We start from the raw sequence: 13,910 nt of genomic DNA on the forward strand, positions 1-13,910 counted from the left end.
TAGGCTTAACCGCATACCTTTTACAGGGGTGAAAGACTATGACGGCATCATTAAAACAAAATCTTACAGAAAATAAAATGACTTTAATTGTGAGTTTACCAGAAAATCGATTCGATTTAGCAAGGGCTGCCATTCAGACAGGCGTAGATGCAGTTAAACTGCATGTGAATGTCAATCATCGTGCATCAGGAAATATGTTTAAGTCAGTGGAATCTTATGTTGAAATATTTCGCAGTATTAGGGATGAATTTTCTGGACCACTTGGAATCGTTCCGGGTGGGTCATTTGGAGATATAAAACAAAGTGAAATGGAGCAGCTCATCGCTCTAGGGTTCAATTTTTATTCCATTTATGCCCATGATAAACCAAGCTGGATGCTTGGGCTAGACAAGATTGAAAAAACATTTGCGATATCGAGTGACTATTCTCTCGAAACTATAGGTAACGTTAAGCATTTGGGTGTTACCGCTTTAGAAGCGTCCATCATTCGAGGAGAAGAGTATGGATCGCCACTAACCTTCAAGGATGTGCTTGCCTATAATTGGCTTGTCCAACATGTCGATGTTCCTGTTCTTGTTCCTTCACAAAGGAAGTTAGTTCCTTCTGATATTCCTTTACTAGCTAAGGCTGGGGTAAAAGCGGTTATGCTCGGTGCCATCGTGATTGGACACACTGAAGAAAGTATTCAACATGCTATTATATCTTTTCGAAATGCAATCGATTCATTGTAAAGGGGGTAGGAGAGTTGGAATCAAATGTTCAAACTGAGAAAGTTCTACCCACAAAGGGTATCAAAAGAAGAAAGAAATTCATCGGCAGTGAATCGTTTTATGGCTATTTATTTGTTAGTCCAATGGTGATTGGCTTTCTGTTGATTATGTTTTTTCCGCTAGTCTATTCCATTTATATGAGTTTAACAGATTGGCAGCTTCTCGGTGATCCAAATTTCATTGGGACGGAAAACTATCAACGCTTAGTAAATGATCCCGACTTTTGGGTAGTATTGAAAAACACGCTTATTTTTGCAGCCGGTCTGGTGCCAATCAATATCCTGATTGCGCTAATGTTGGCATTGCTGCTACAGAGGAATTTACCTGGAATTGGATTCTTTCGAACGGCGATTTTTATTCCCGTGATGACTTCTATCGTGGTTTGGTCGATTATTTGGAAATATATGTTTGGAACCGAGGAAGGATTTATTAACCAAGTACTTGCTGCCATTGGAATTGACGGACCCGCCTGGCTCTATGATCCAGATCTAGCTCTGGGAGCCGTTATTGTGGTAAGTGCTTTGAAAAATGTTGGTTTAAATATGGTGTTATTCTTAGCTGCCCTTCAGCAAGTGGACAAAAATCTTTATGAAGCTTCCTATTTAGATGGAGCCAATAAAGTAAAACAATTTTGGCATGTCACGCTGCCAATGATTACACCTACTGTATTTTTAACATTAATTTTAACGGTGATAGGTTCAATGAAGGTGTTTGGGCAAATCTATGTGATGACAAACGGTGGACCTGGAAATCATACGAAGGTTTTAGTTTACTATATTTGGGAGAATGCATTTAAACTATTTGATTTTGGATATGCATCGGCCATAGCACTTGTTTTATTTGTGATTATCTTATTTTTTACCATCATTCAATGGAGTGCAAGAAAAAGGTGGGTTTTCCATGAAGAATAAAAACAAAAACGGAATCTTTACAAAGGTATTATTTTACGGAGTGCTATCACTAATATCGCTTATCATGATTGTCCCTTTTTTATGGATGATCAATACTTCATTCAAGGATTCAACGAAAATATTTATTTTCCAATTAATCCCTAACCCGTTTAAGTGGGAAAACTATTTACAGGTGTTAGAATCGACACCATTTCATCTTTTCTATTTTAATAGCTTATATATTGCGATTTTAGTAACAGTCGGAACCATCTTTTTGGGTTCATTAGCCGGTTACGCCTTTGCAAAACTTACGTTTAAGGGGAGCTCGTTTCTTTTTCTCTGTTTGTTAAGTACGATGATGATCCCGGTAGAGGTCATCACCATTCCCTTATTTTTATTTATGAGAGATTTAGGGTTAATCAACACACATGTTCCGTTAATTGCAATTCCGATTTTAGGTCCGGCAGGAGTATTTGGCGTATTCGTTATGAGACAATTTTTTTTATTGGTGCCTAAGGAGCTTGAAGAAGCTGCCAAATTAGATGGCTGCTCGTACTTCCGTATTTACTGGAACATCATGCTTCCGTTAGCAAAACCAGCCGTTGCAACGCTTACGATTTTTACTTTTTTAACAAGCTGGAATGAATTTTATGAACCACTTATTTATATTAACTCAAAAGAACTAATGACCTTACCATTAGCATTGGCCTTATTTACCGATGAGGTTGGTACGAAGTGGGAGCTGCTTATGAGTGCATCGGTGATGGCAACTGTACCATTGTTAATTATCTTCTTTTTTGCCCAAAAGCAATTTATAGAAGGGGTTGCTATGACTGGCGGCAAGTAATCAGAGACTTAAATACGAAAAAGGATGTGTCTTTTTTGAAGAGAGAACTAGAATTTGATGTCGTCGTAGCAGGTGGAGGTCCTGCCGGGATCAATGCAGCGATTGCTTCAGGTAGAGCAGGAGCAAAAACACTATTAATTGAAAGGTATGGTTTTTTAGGTGGAATGTCGACAGTAGCACTTGTCTATCCATGGATGACCTTCCACACAGAATCAGGAAAACAAGTTATTAAGGGCATTGCACAGGAAATCGTTCAGAGGTTAATGGATAGTGATGGATCACCTGGTCATTTGCGCGATACCGTAGGGTTTACCAATACACTTACCCCATACCATCCTGAAAAATATAAGCTGTTAGCATTAGAAATGCTAGATGAAGCAGGGGTAGAAGTCCTTGTTCATAGCTTTGTAGATAAGGTTAAGGTAGAGGGAAATAAAATTTCTTCTATTAATCTAACAACTAAATCAGGACCGATAAGAGTTGCTGCAAAGCAATTTGTTGATACAACAGGGGATGCGGATATTGCTTACTTATCGGGTGCCCCTTGTTTAAAAGGGAGAGAAGGTGATAGTAAAACACAGCCAATGACGATGAAGTTCAGGATGCGGGGCGTGGACCTTTCGAAGGTAAAGGAAGCCATGAAGGCAAATCCAAGTAATTTTTATAAAAAGACACCGATTGCTGAATTGGATGAAATACCAATCACCGGTGTACAGGGATTTTATAAGGAATGGAAGGAATCCGGAGTGCCGATCAATCGGGATCAAGTTCTCTTTTTTGCAGGTCCTGAAGAAGATGAGGTACTCGTCAATTGCACCCGTGTTCAAGGACTAGATGGAACAGATGTATTTGATTTAACCAAAGCGGAAAAAGAAGGCAGGAAGCAAGTATTGATGATGGCTGAATTTTTGCAGCAGAAAATTCCTGGATTTGAAACGGCTTCTATCTCAGCTGTTGGATCGCAAATTGGTATTCGTGAAACAAGAAGGATTGACGGGCAGTATGCGCTCACGATTGAGGATGTTGTAGCAGGAAAGAAATTTGATGATACGATCGCTCTCAGCGGCTATCCAGTTGATATCCATGACCCTACCGGGAAAGGCGTTCAAGCCAATGACATCGAGGGTGACGGATGTTATGGAATTCCCTATCGATGTCTCGTGCCAAAGGTAATTGAAAATCTATTAGTGGCAGGAAGATGTATTTCAACTACTCACGAGGCATTAGCTACAACTAGACTGACTCCTAGTGCAATGGCAACAGGGCAAGCCGCTGGAACAGCCGCAGCACTTGCTATTACCGATCATGTGGCACCTAAAGATATTGATATTAAAAAGCTTCAAGGCATTTTGATAGAGAATGGTGTGGTCATTTAAATTCTTTTTTAGAGGAGGAAACATATGAAACACTGGAGAAAAATCGTATCCCTAAGTCTTGCATTACTACTTTTTTTTAGTTCTGTCGCTATGATTTCTGCTGAAGAAATTAAACAAGAACAAGCTACACTCTTACTGGTTCCCTTAGATGACAGACCCGCCAATGTTTACTTTCCACAGAAAGTGGGTGCTTCTGCGGGTATACAAGTGATTTCACCGCCAAAAGAGATGATAGGTAAATTTACGCAGCCAGGAAATGGCCAAGAAATTAGTAAGTGGCTTTTAGAGAATGGAGACCAAGCCGATGGGTTCGTCATTTCAACGAGTATGCTTGCCTATGGCGGTTTAGTAGCTTCTCGTACAGGCGTCAAATCGTTAGAAGAAGCAACGAAGGATATCCAGGTAATAAAAGAATTGAAAAAATTGTACCCTGAAAAACCTGTATATGTCTTTGATACGATTCAAAGATTAGCCGTCACTGCGATAAGCGATGAATACTTAAAATATTATTCATTAATAAGTGAGTGGGCGGTTTTATATGACAAGGTAGTGAACCTAGGGATGCCAGGAAAAGAGCGATTAGAAGTGTTAGAGTCGACGATCCCTGCGACGGTATTGGAAGATTACAAGAAAGCTAGAGCTAGAAATCACACCGTTAATAACTTAATGGTTGAATGGGTTAATGAAGGTTATATCGACCATTTAATACTGGCACAGGATGACGCAGCACCTTATGGACTTCATCGTGCGGAAAGAGAGCTTTTACTCCAAAAGGTGAACCAACTAGATGTCGAAGACCAAGTTGCTGTCTTCCCAGGTGCAGATGAAGTGGGAGTGGTATTGGTATCACGATTTGTCAACCAATTATATAAAACCTCTCCGGCATTCTTTATTGAATATGGAGGAGTTCATGGCAAGGACTGGATTGCTCCTTTTGAAGATACCACCTTCGATTACAATGTTCAAAAGCATATCGTTTCTGCTGGAGGCAGAGTCGTTGATAACGAGGACGATGCTGATATCCATCTTCTATTAAACACACCATCTGAGAGTGGAACACCTAGATTAGAAGATATTGAAGAGCTTGTCGCTAGAACGAACGAATTAACAACAAGTGGAAAACAAGTGGCTATTGGTGATGTCTTAATCGTTAACAAGGCTGATGAGGCTTTTGTTACGGAGCTTGCTGAAACAGTAGATTTAACAAAAATTCTAGCCTATAGCGGCTGGAATACGGCTGGAAATGCACTTGGAATTACAGTAGGTCATGCAGCAGCACGTACTGCATTTTTAGAGCAACAGTCAGGATTCGGTGTGCCTTTATATGAACAGGCTGCTGAAAATCATTATGAATTTTTACTCCACCGGTTTGCTAAAGACCAAGGGTATAAAAATGTTGTCCATCCGGCAGCAAGAGCCTATATCGGACAAATTGGCGCAAGTGAATGGGACTTAGGGAACAAATATGATTTAGTAAACAGCTTTGTAAAAGAAAGATTAACAGCTGAAACAGTAAATTGGTACCAATATTTTGATGATAAAGAAGTGTACATTGGTTCAAGAGGAAATAAGGATTTCTACAAAACTATCTCATCTCTAGAAAATGTTCATGTAAACCTGCCATGGCCAAGAATTTTTGAGGCAGAGTTAGAACCAGAGTTGGACCTCGAATAATTAATAGTAGAGGGCAGAAGTATTTCTGCCTTCTTTCATTTTTTTTATGCTCTGTTCAATAATATTGTTTATTATCAAATATAAATCAAGGACCAAAAATAGTCCTTGATTTAATAATAAAAGTAAAGTTGCATTCTTATTCCAGAAACTTGCCACATTGAACAATGAAAAGACAGCTACTGTAATTGAAATGTCGATTATCTTAACAACGATACATAACAATATTATGTCAACTTCCTTTGAATGGGAATTTTAAAAAGTCATGAAATCAGAACCAGTAAGATCTTAATGGAGCGTTCCGGTTTTTTATGGTTATTTTTTCATTTTCAATGAATAGCAGGAGATAAATCTATTAATAGCTTGTGAATTGTATATAGATTTAAGAGTATTATGTTAAAATCTACTAAAATAGGAAAAGAGTTACCCCAAAGACTTAGGAGGTTTTCGCATGAACACGAAAGAAAAATGGAATCTGAAACATATGGATAGAATTACTCAAATAAAGGAGCCTCAACCAAATCCAAGATTGAAGAAGCTAGCAGCTTATTTTAAAGAAGGTGGTAAGGCTTTGGATATAGCTTGTGGACTTGGTGGTAACAGTTTGTTCCTTGCTGGAATGAACAATCAAGTAGAGGCAATTGATATTTCCGAAGTAGCTATCAACTACATCCAAGAGCATGCCGTTAAAGATAATCTCAGTGTGCAACCTCGAGTAACCGATCTAACTGACTTAGATACTCTAAATTTGCAGAATAACCCCTTTGACTTTGTTGTTATGTCCTATTACCTAGATCGTTCACTGTTTCCAGTCGTAAAGAACCTGCTTAAAGATGGAGGGTATTTCTTCATGGAAACTTACTATCAGTCACCATTTACCAAAAATCAAGGAGTATCCGATCAGTATAAATTGAAGTCAAACGAGTTGTTAGTTGAATTTAGAGATTGGAAGGTTCTTTATTATGAAGAGAATGAACAAGAAGGTTGGCAATCGATATTTTGCCAGAAACAGTAAAAATTGATATACAAATGTCAATGTTTTTTAGTAAGTTCACATTGGTGTGAGCTTTCTTTTTTGTACTAACGTCAGCTGAAATTTTAGAGGCTATGCTGTTGTGACAACCTTTTCTAATTGGGCTAACAAGGCAGGATTTTTCAATAATATAGTGGAATTAAGTAATATTAAAGGAAGTTTCAAGGGAGTTTTACTATGGTAAAAGATTGTATTTTCTGTAATCTAGAACTAGAGCCCAAACAAAGAGTAATTTTTAGTAATGAATATTGTATGTTTTTACAGTTGGAACAATATGAAATAAGAGGTAGTCAACTAGAAGGGGCTGGTCTTATTGTTCCAAAAAAACATAGAGAAACCGCATTTGATTTGACTCGTGAAGAATGGAATGCAACATACACACTTCTAAAAGAAGTAAAAGAATATTTAGATGAAAAGTACCAACCTCAAGGCTATAACCTTGGTTGGAATTGCGGTGAAGTTGGTGGACAACATATCTTCCACGCACATTTTCACGTTTTACCAAGGTATGCAGATGAAGCTCTGGCAGGAAAAGGAATTCGGTATATGTTTAAAGGTAAAGAGAACAAAAGAAAAAGTTATTGAACGGGTGCAAGAACTTGGAATTAACTATGGGGATAAAAAGGAAACTACAAAATATCAACATTCAAAAATTGGAGAGGTTTACAATGCTTATCCTTTTTAACTTTATGCTACTAATGGAATAAGCCACGTAAAAAAGCTCAGAATCTCTGAGCTTTTTTACGTGTTAAATAGAGTGTTTATAGAGGCCCTCCAAACACTAATTGATTAAAGTGTTTGAGATAAGACCTCTAGTAAACGATCCTAGTTATTTGCACCGTAGCTAATTAAGTTCGTGAAAATTCGATATCCTCCTGGAACTTGAGCACCGATTTGACGGTAGAATACAAGGTTGGTGTATAAGAATGTTCCTTCACCGTATTTAGCCATTAGGATTCCGCTGTTGAAAGGCGCTTCGCCAGGGTCTGCCATCGATACGAATGTTTCATAGTTTGCATCCCATGCTGTTGGGAAGTAGAGAGCTCTTTCTTGTACCCAGTTATCCCAGTCACTATCATTAATTTTATTTGGATAGTTAAACAGCGGATGTTCTGGTTGAGTCACAGTCACCTTTGCATTTTCGTCTGTCACGCGCACTCGAATGGAAGGGGATCCGATGGTTAATGGGTATGGTGGTGTGAATCGATTGTTATTCCATGGATCTCCAGAAGTAACATACTGCATTACTAAATGTCCACCCTTATTGACATAATCAAGTAACCTTAGATTATTTGACAATATGTCTGGTCTTCCAAGTGTCGATCTGATTCCTGCAACAATTGTATCATATTGTGTAAGATCACCGGTTGCTAGGTCTTCAGGTGTTAGCTTCGTAATATCAAATCCAGCATTTAGCAATGAATCTGCAATGGTGTCAAAGCCGCTATCAATATAACCAACCTTCAAATTGTCTGGTTTTAATAACTCAAAGGCAACCCCGTTAATATTCGAAGGGTACATGAAGAAAGAGTCATTTATATGGTCATATTTTATTTCTTGTACGGTAGTGTTGAATGTCTTACCATCAGCTTTGGCAATGGCGCCGATTGTAAAATTACCTTCCGCAACAGTAGTAGGAGGAACTAATGTGAACGATACTTCTTTTTCCTGATTTCTTTCCGTAAAGCTGACATCTGCCGCTGCTGGTTGACTTGACCAGCCTTTAGGAAGATTCAAAGAAACGGTACCGTTATTAGAACCATTGTAATAGTTTTTCACTTTAACATTGACCGGAATTTCCTTTTGTACCTTGGCAGTGTTAACAGTGATATTCACTGGGTCAGGTGTAACACTGAATTTAGGGAGCACACTCACAGTATTATCTAAGTCAATGACAGAGGTTGTTTCCACACCGTTTTCCTTAAATGTTAGTTGTGCCTTAAGAACTGCATCACCGTATGGTTGGTAATATTCAGCATTAGCAGGTACGGTGACATTAAAGGTTACCGTTGTTGATTCACCTGGTTTTAGATGTTTTACTTCACTAACACCTTCATGTTTCCAATCTTCAGGAGTAAGTAAAGCTGCTTCAATATGGTTGATTTTTTGTTTTCCTTCATTTGAAACCTTAACATTAACTTGAGTTTGTTCACCTTGTGTTAATACATAAGAACCGATTTCAACATCAACGGCAAGGTCGGAAGCAACGAAACTAACCTTTTGTAGCTGTTCTTCTTTTGCTGCAAGCTTATGAAGTAAGTCATTTTTAACGGCAGCATCTAATTTTGCTGATTTTGTGTTAGAAATTAATTTTTGGACATCTCCTAAAGCCTTTTGTGACTGAGGTAAAATCGCCGCACGATCTGGGTAAAGCTTGATAATGCCTTCTAATTGGTTTTGTAAGGAATCCAATTTTTCGCTGACATTATCAGCAGGAACGATATCTGCCCATGCATGGAAGTCGTACGGAACTCCAGCAAAAAGGTCATTTGAATCCGTTTGGACCGCTGATTCGACTAATTTTAGATGTGATTTTCTAGGTGCAACTGGAATATCATTTCCCATTCCTTGGCTCTTGTGCAGATATCGAGATGCCTCACCAAGTTGTGGATAACTCATTCCGTAGATTGGATCAAAGTCACCAATTTCAATAGAGGTTGTGGCAGTTGCAGCATTAGCTGGTAAATAAAACTTTTTAATCTGCCAAGGCTGTAATCCATTCTTCAATTGTTCAGGGAAAATGTTCGGATCGGCAGCATCTTTAAATGCTTTTTCGGATAAAATCGCCATCAATCTATGGTGTCCATGCTGGGTTTCATCATTTTCGAAAGAAGGCATCACTATATCAGGCTGATACGTTCTAATAAATTTGATCAAACGTTCGTACGTTACTTCTTCTCCCCATTTTGTTAGGGTTTCAACTGGTGATTTCGAAAAACCAAAATCATAGATGGCATCAGATGTTGTTTCACTTAAATGATAGGCTTTAACACCAAAAATCTTGGCTGCTTCAATCAATTCATTGGAGCGAATAATTCCAAGGGCATTTCCTAACTCGTTTCCAATGGCATTTTGACCACCTTCACCACGGTTGGCAATTAAACTAGCAGTTTTCACACCTAACCCACGTGATAAATAGGCAAGAAAGTCACTTCGTTCATCGTCTGGATGTGCTCCTGTATTTAAGAAAGTAACGGTAGTATCTAGAGGCTTAACAACATTCCAAAGCTCAACATCAGCTTCACTTTGTTCTTGTGCAAGAGTTATCGGAGGTAGTAAGGAAGCAATTAAAAGAATGGACATCAATAAACAAAAAAGTTTTTTCAATTTTGTGAAACCCCCTTCATTAGTATGTGAAAAAATCGTTCCAGAATCTCCTTTCTTCATATGTATTTTAGTTAGTAAAAATAACTAACTAATTAGATAAAAATACTTACAAGTCCGATTATATTATCTTTCAGAATATTGTAAATATTACCAAATTACTATCTGATATTTGGAAATTAGGTCCAATGAAGTAGTGCTAAAGTAATAGGTCTCAGTATTTATAAGGGTTAAGAAGAATGGATTTTACTTCGTTACTCACAAAATAATCATAATTATCTAAATTTTAAAAATTTATTATTGTAGACGTTTCCAATTTAAGGTATAGTGGAATTAAATTAGTTAAACTTACTAACTAACACTATCAAAATTCATTAAGGCCGTGATGTTTATGAATAAGAAACTATCTAATGCTGCAATTCGGACAAATAATAAAAAGATGGTTTTGCAGTGTATCAAAAATCATCAACCGATCTCCCGAGCAGAGATAGCGGAAAAGGTCCTTTTTAGTAAGCCAACCGTTTCCTTACTGGTCGATGAATTAGTAAGAGAGAACTGGGTTCATGAAAAAGGCATCGGAGAATCCTCCTCACAGGGTGGTAGAAGACCTATTCATCTTTATTTTAATGAAAAGGCTGCCTATGTAATCGGGGTGGATATCGGTGGTACCAAAGTAAAAACCGTTATTTCTGATCTTGGGGGAACGATAATTTGTGCAAGCAGTTTTAATACTAGTAAACATTTAGAAAATGGGTTACTTAAACAAATTCAAAAAGAAGTGCAAGAGATGACTCAAAGGAATGAGTTAGATAAAGGTTTGATTCTCGGCATGGGAGTAGGAGTGCCTGGTATTACAGAAACGAAAACGGGGGTTGTTGTTGAAGCTCCAAGTTTAAAATGGATTCGTTATCCCTTTTTGACAGAGGCTGAACGATTCTTTTCCTTCCCTGTTTATGTTGATAATGATGTCAATATAGCCGTTCTTGGAGAACAATGGTTAGGCAGGGCTAAAAGTAAAGAGAATGTACTGTTTATATCCGTGGGAACAGGGATCGGCAGTGGAATTATTATTCATAATCAGCTTTATCGGGGATCCTCTTATGCGTCTGGGGAGCTTGGATATATGGTTACAGATAAAAATGATATGAAAAATGAGTTTAAACCAATCTTTCATCGATATGGTTACCTTGAAAGTGTTGCAGGTGGAAAAGCGATTGGGAGAAAATTTTCACAGCTTGTCCAGCAAAACAAGAGTCATCCTTTATTTGCAGAAGCGGCAGAAACGGAGTTGACTGGTGAGCAGGCTTTCTCGTTTGCGAAAGCAGGGGATGTAACCGCTCTTTCTGTTGTGGAAGACGCCATTGAACATTTAGCCTATGGAATCATCAATGCTGCTACTCTATTAAATCCAGAGGTCATTATTCTAGATGGAGGAGTGATGAAATCAACTGATTTCATTCTTCCAAGATTACAAAAAATTGTTCATCAATACCTTCCTAGTTCCGTAGAAATATTTCGATCACAATTAGGGGAAAATGCAGGAGTTTTAGGGGCAGTTTCTTTGTTCATGCGGGAATACGATAGTATTTTGAATTAGGTTTTTTCAATTCAAGTTTTCATTCCTTTGGTTCTTAGCAGGTCTGCCTGCTTTAAGAATAAATAAATTCATTAATAGGGGGAGAAGTATGTTTAAGAAAAAAAATTTATTGGTCTTCTTGATAGCTGTACTGATGCTTTTCGTGTCAGCCTGTTCGAGCAGTTCCTCAGGCGGGGAAAAACCAGCGAAAGAAAATGATGATGGAAAAAAAGAAGAAACAGTTGAACCAAGTGGCAACCTTGTTATTTATACTGCTCGTGACCAAACGATAGTAGACAAGGTTGTTGGAATGTTCAATGAAAAGTACCCTGACGTTCAGGTTGATGTGTTAACCATGGGAGCACAGCAGGTTCTTGAACGTGTTCGTGGGGAAAAAGCGAATCCACAATCTGACTTTTGGTGGGGTGGAACACAATCTGCTTTCATGACAGCAGCAAATGAAGATTTGTTAGAACCGTTTAAACCAAGCTTTGATGCAAGTATTTTACCAGAACATAAGGATCCAAAAGGCCTCTGGTATGGTGAAATGCTTCTGCCAGAAGTAATCATGTACAACTCTGACATGCTTAAGAAAAACGAAGCTCCACAGGATTGGGATGATCTACTTGATTCGAAGTGGAAAGACCAAATCATCATCCGTGGTGTATTAGCATCAGGAACCATGAGAACCATCTACTCTTCTATCATTCATGAACAAGGTGCAGATACTCCTGAAAAGGGTTATGAGTGGCTTAAGAAGCTTGATGCCAATACAAAAGAATATGCGCAAGACCCAACAAACCTATACTTAAAGCTTGCTCGTCAAGAAGGTTCGATTTCTCTTTGGAATCTACAAGATATATTGATCCAAAAAAATCAGCTCAACCAACCATTTGATTTCGTGTATCCAGAAAGTGGAGCACCAATTTTAGTAGATGCGGTTGGACTTGTAAAAGATGCGAAAAACCTTGAAAACGCAAAATTATTCTATGAATTCTTGTTTGATCCAGAAACTCGTACAACTTTAGCAAAAGATTTATATCAAATTCCAACTCGTACAGATATCGACAAATCCACTATGCCAGATTGGTATAAAGAGCTTGACCTGAAGTCATTAGACCTTGACTGGGGTGTAATGGCTGAAAAAGAAGCTGAGTGGATGCAATATTGGGATGAAAATATTAAAGGTAAAAATTAATAGATTACAATAAAAGGGGTGAAGGAGTTTTTTCACCCTCTTTTACAAGGTCGGAAGGATTTAAGTTACTTTCTTACCTTGTAAAAGAATAAGCCCTAATAAAGGCTTTTCTTTTTGGCTCATTTTTAAGAACAGCGAGGTGTTTATGTTGAAAAGTGTAAGACTTGATCACGTTAGTAAAATGTTTGGAACCGCCATAGGAGTAGAAAACGTCGATATCGATGTGAAACCTGGAGAGTTTTTTACATTTTTAGGTCCATCAGGATGTGGAAAAACGACGACATTACGGATGATAGCGGGATTTTATTATCCATCAAAGGGAAAGATTCTCTTTGATAACAAGGATGTAACGACACTGCAGCCAAATAAACGGAATATTGGAATGGTCTTTCAAAACTATGCCCTTTTTCCTCATATGACGGTATTTGAAAATATTGCATTCGGTCTTGAAGTTCGTAAAATGACAAAAGCGGTGATAAAAGAAAAAGTCGAACGTGCCCAAAAGCTTGTTCATCTTGAAAAATATGGGACTCGTAAAATTAATGAGCTTTCAGGTGGTCAACAGCAGCGTGTTGCCTTAGCTCGTGCTTTAGTCATTGAACCAGATATTCTTCTTCTTGATGAACCGCTATCCAACTTAGATGCGAAATTGCGTGAGGAAACGAGACTAGAGATTAAAAGACTTCAAGTCGAATTAGGTGTGACAACGATTTATGTAACCCATGATCAAACAGAAGCCATGACGATGTCAGATCGAATTATGGTTATGAAGGAAGGGGTCGTTCAACAAATTGGATCGCCGCAAGAAATTTATAACCAACCTACCAATCATTTTGTTGCTTCCTTTATTGGAGAATCAAACATCCTTGAAGCTGAAGTCGTTGAAGTAAAAGCTGATGCCGTCAAGGTTAAATTGGATGAGGACATCTTCGTTCAAGGAAGTATGTCACAATCAGCAAATGGGAAAAAGCTAGCGGTAGGTGAATCTATTAAAGTTTCGATTCGCCCTGAAGCCGTATTTGAAGGTTCGGGTCCGAACCAGGTGACAGGCACCATTCAATTTGTGGAATTTACAGGGGTAAGCATTAATTATGTTGTTAAAGTAGGCTCTAATATCATGAAGGTCATGATTATCAATAAAGGAAATGAGATCCTTAAGCGCGGTGATTCTATTACCCTTCACGTACCGGAAAAAGGGATTTACTTAATTGGTGAATAGGAGGTG

Annotated in this window: 11 protein-coding genes; 10 read left to right on the forward strand and 1 reads right to left on the reverse strand. The window is 38.2% G+C overall.

From position 1 onward, the window contains the following. Positions 1–38 precede the first annotated feature (38 nt). The 7 genes from TR08_RS20465 to TR08_RS20500 all read left to right on the forward strand — a co-directional run bounded on the left by TR08_RS20465 (position 39) and on the right by TR08_RS20500 (position 7,172). On the forward strand, positions 39–731 hold the full coding sequence (locus TR08_RS20465; RefSeq protein ID WP_045521458.1) for a hypothetical protein: 693 nt from the start codon (positions 39–41) through the stop codon (positions 729–731). Between the two features lie 14 nt (positions 732–745). Beyond that, the gene (locus TR08_RS20470) at positions 746–1,681 is read left to right on the forward strand and encodes a carbohydrate ABC transporter permease (RefSeq protein ID WP_052427551.1); all 936 of its coding nucleotides are present in this window, start codon (positions 746–748) and stop codon (positions 1,679–1,681) included. Continuing rightward, positions 1,671–2,507: a carbohydrate ABC transporter permease gene (locus TR08_RS20475; protein WP_045521460.1), complete on the forward strand. Its 837-nt coding sequence runs from the start codon at positions 1,671–1,673 to the stop codon at positions 2,505–2,507. Before TR08_RS20470 ends, TR08_RS20475 begins: the two co-directional genes overlap by 11 nt. Before the next feature lie 35 nt (positions 2,508–2,542). Beyond that, a complete protein-coding gene (locus tag TR08_RS20480; protein WP_045521463.1) occupies positions 2,543–3,883 on the forward strand; it encodes an FAD-dependent oxidoreductase in 1,341 nt (446 codons plus the stop codon). Positions 3,884–3,907: 24 nt separating this feature from the next. Then, complete coding sequence (locus tag TR08_RS20485; protein WP_045521464.1) at positions 3,908–5,557, forward strand: DUF4127 family protein; 1,650 nt, start codon at positions 3,908–3,910, stop codon at positions 5,555–5,557. Positions 5,558–6,005: 448 nt separating this feature from the next. Beyond that, positions 6,006–6,569, forward strand: a complete 564-nt coding sequence (locus TR08_RS20495) for a class I SAM-dependent methyltransferase (protein ID WP_045521468.1) — start codon at positions 6,006–6,008, stop codon at positions 6,567–6,569. Between the two features lie 195 nt (positions 6,570–6,764). Beyond that, positions 6,765–7,172 carry an HIT family protein gene (locus TR08_RS20500; protein ID WP_045521469.1) on the forward strand — a complete coding sequence of 136 codons (408 nt, stop codon included), beginning with the start codon at positions 6,765–6,767 and terminating at the stop codon, positions 7,170–7,172. Between the two features lie 240 nt (positions 7,173–7,412). Here the strand turns inward: TR08_RS20500 and TR08_RS20505 are convergent, their stop codons facing one another. Continuing rightward, positions 7,413–9,914, reverse strand: coding sequence for an NEW3 domain-containing protein (locus TR08_RS20505; protein WP_052427552.1), 2,502 nt, complete (start codon positions 9,912–9,914; stop codon positions 7,413–7,415). Between the two features lie 388 nt (positions 9,915–10,302). On the opposite strand from TR08_RS20505, the gene TR08_RS20510 reads away from it, so the two are divergent. The 3 genes from TR08_RS20510 to TR08_RS20520 all read left to right on the forward strand — a co-directional run bounded on the left by TR08_RS20510 (position 10,303) and on the right by TR08_RS20520 (position 13,904). Next, the gene (locus tag TR08_RS20510; RefSeq protein WP_045521472.1) at positions 10,303–11,508 is read left to right on the forward strand and encodes an ROK family transcriptional regulator; all 1,206 of its coding nucleotides are present in this window, start codon (positions 10,303–10,305) and stop codon (positions 11,506–11,508) included. Positions 11,509–11,596: 88 nt separating this feature from the next. Then, entirely contained in the window at positions 11,597–12,685 is a 1,089-nt protein-coding gene (locus TR08_RS20515) for an extracellular solute-binding protein (protein ID WP_045521475.1), read from the forward strand. 148 nt (positions 12,686–12,833) lie between these two features. Next, entirely contained in the window at positions 12,834–13,904 is a 1,071-nt protein-coding gene (locus TR08_RS20520) for an ABC transporter ATP-binding protein (protein WP_045521477.1), read from the forward strand. Positions 13,905–13,910: the final 6 nt, after the last annotated feature.

The sequence above is a fragment of the Neobacillus niacini genome, from assembly GCF_000759675.1.
Taxonomy (GTDB): domain Bacteria; phylum Bacillota; class Bacilli; order Bacillales; family Cytobacillaceae; genus Neobacillus; species Neobacillus niacini_A.

Excerpts from the sequence above, each read along its gene's own strand:
- TR08_RS20485 (WP_045521464.1), top strand. The coding sequence starts at position 3,908 with ATGAAACACTGGAGAAAAATCGTATCCCTAAGTCTTGCATTACTACTT.
- TR08_RS20515 (WP_045521475.1), top strand. The coding sequence starts at position 11,597 with ATGTTTAAGAAAAAAAATTTATTGGTCTTCTTGATAGCTGTACTGATG.
- TR08_RS20495 (WP_045521468.1), top strand. The coding sequence starts at position 6,006 with ATGAACACGAAAGAAAAATGGAATCTGAAACATATGGATAGAATTACT.
- TR08_RS20510 (WP_045521472.1), top strand. The coding sequence starts at position 10,303 with ATGAATAAGAAACTATCTAATGCTGCAATTCGGACAAATAATAAAAAG.
- TR08_RS20465 (WP_045521458.1), top strand. The coding sequence starts at position 39 with ATGACGGCATCATTAAAACAAAATCTTACAGAAAATAAAATGACTTTA.
- TR08_RS20475 (WP_045521460.1), top strand. The coding sequence starts at position 1,671 with ATGAAGAATAAAAACAAAAACGGAATCTTTACAAAGGTATTATTTTAC.
- TR08_RS20500 (WP_045521469.1), top strand. The coding sequence starts at position 6,765 with ATGGTAAAAGATTGTATTTTCTGTAATCTAGAACTAGAGCCCAAACAA.